This window comes from Yoonia sp. R2-816, from assembly GCF_046762905.1.
Lineage (GTDB): Bacteria > Pseudomonadota > Alphaproteobacteria > Rhodobacterales > Rhodobacteraceae > Yoonia.
This window is the reverse complement of sequence record NZ_JBKQXN010000234.1, coordinates 1-281: the sequence shown is the minus strand read 5'-3', so window position 1 is coordinate 281 and position 281 is coordinate 1. Positions and strand designations below refer to the sequence as shown.

The 281-nt window shown below is 51.2% G+C and carries 1 protein-coding gene; it reads right to left on the bottom strand.

Annotated features, from left to right (window positions below):
* Window positions 1-281, bottom strand: a 281-nt coding sequence (locus ACFWW2_RS16130; RefSeq protein ID WP_393929579.1) for a hypothetical protein, incomplete at both ends; no start/stop codon positions are given.

Sequence of the window (281 nt, the reverse complement as noted above, 5' to 3'; positions counted from 1 at the left end):
CTCACTGACGATCTCGTTACCATCCGCACCAAAAATACGGGCTTTGATGGCAGAATTGGACGTATCGCCTTGCTGCCCGTCTTCAGACTGCCACGTGACAATGAAGTGACCATTGGCGAGGGCTGTAATGCTCGGACTGCTTTGACGGCCATTGGTAAACTCATTGATCAGGAATTCGCTGACAATCTCAACGCCATCCGCATCAAAAATGCGGGCCTTGATGGCAGAGAGAGACGTATCGCCTTGCTGCCCATCATGAGACTGCCAGGTGACAACAAAAT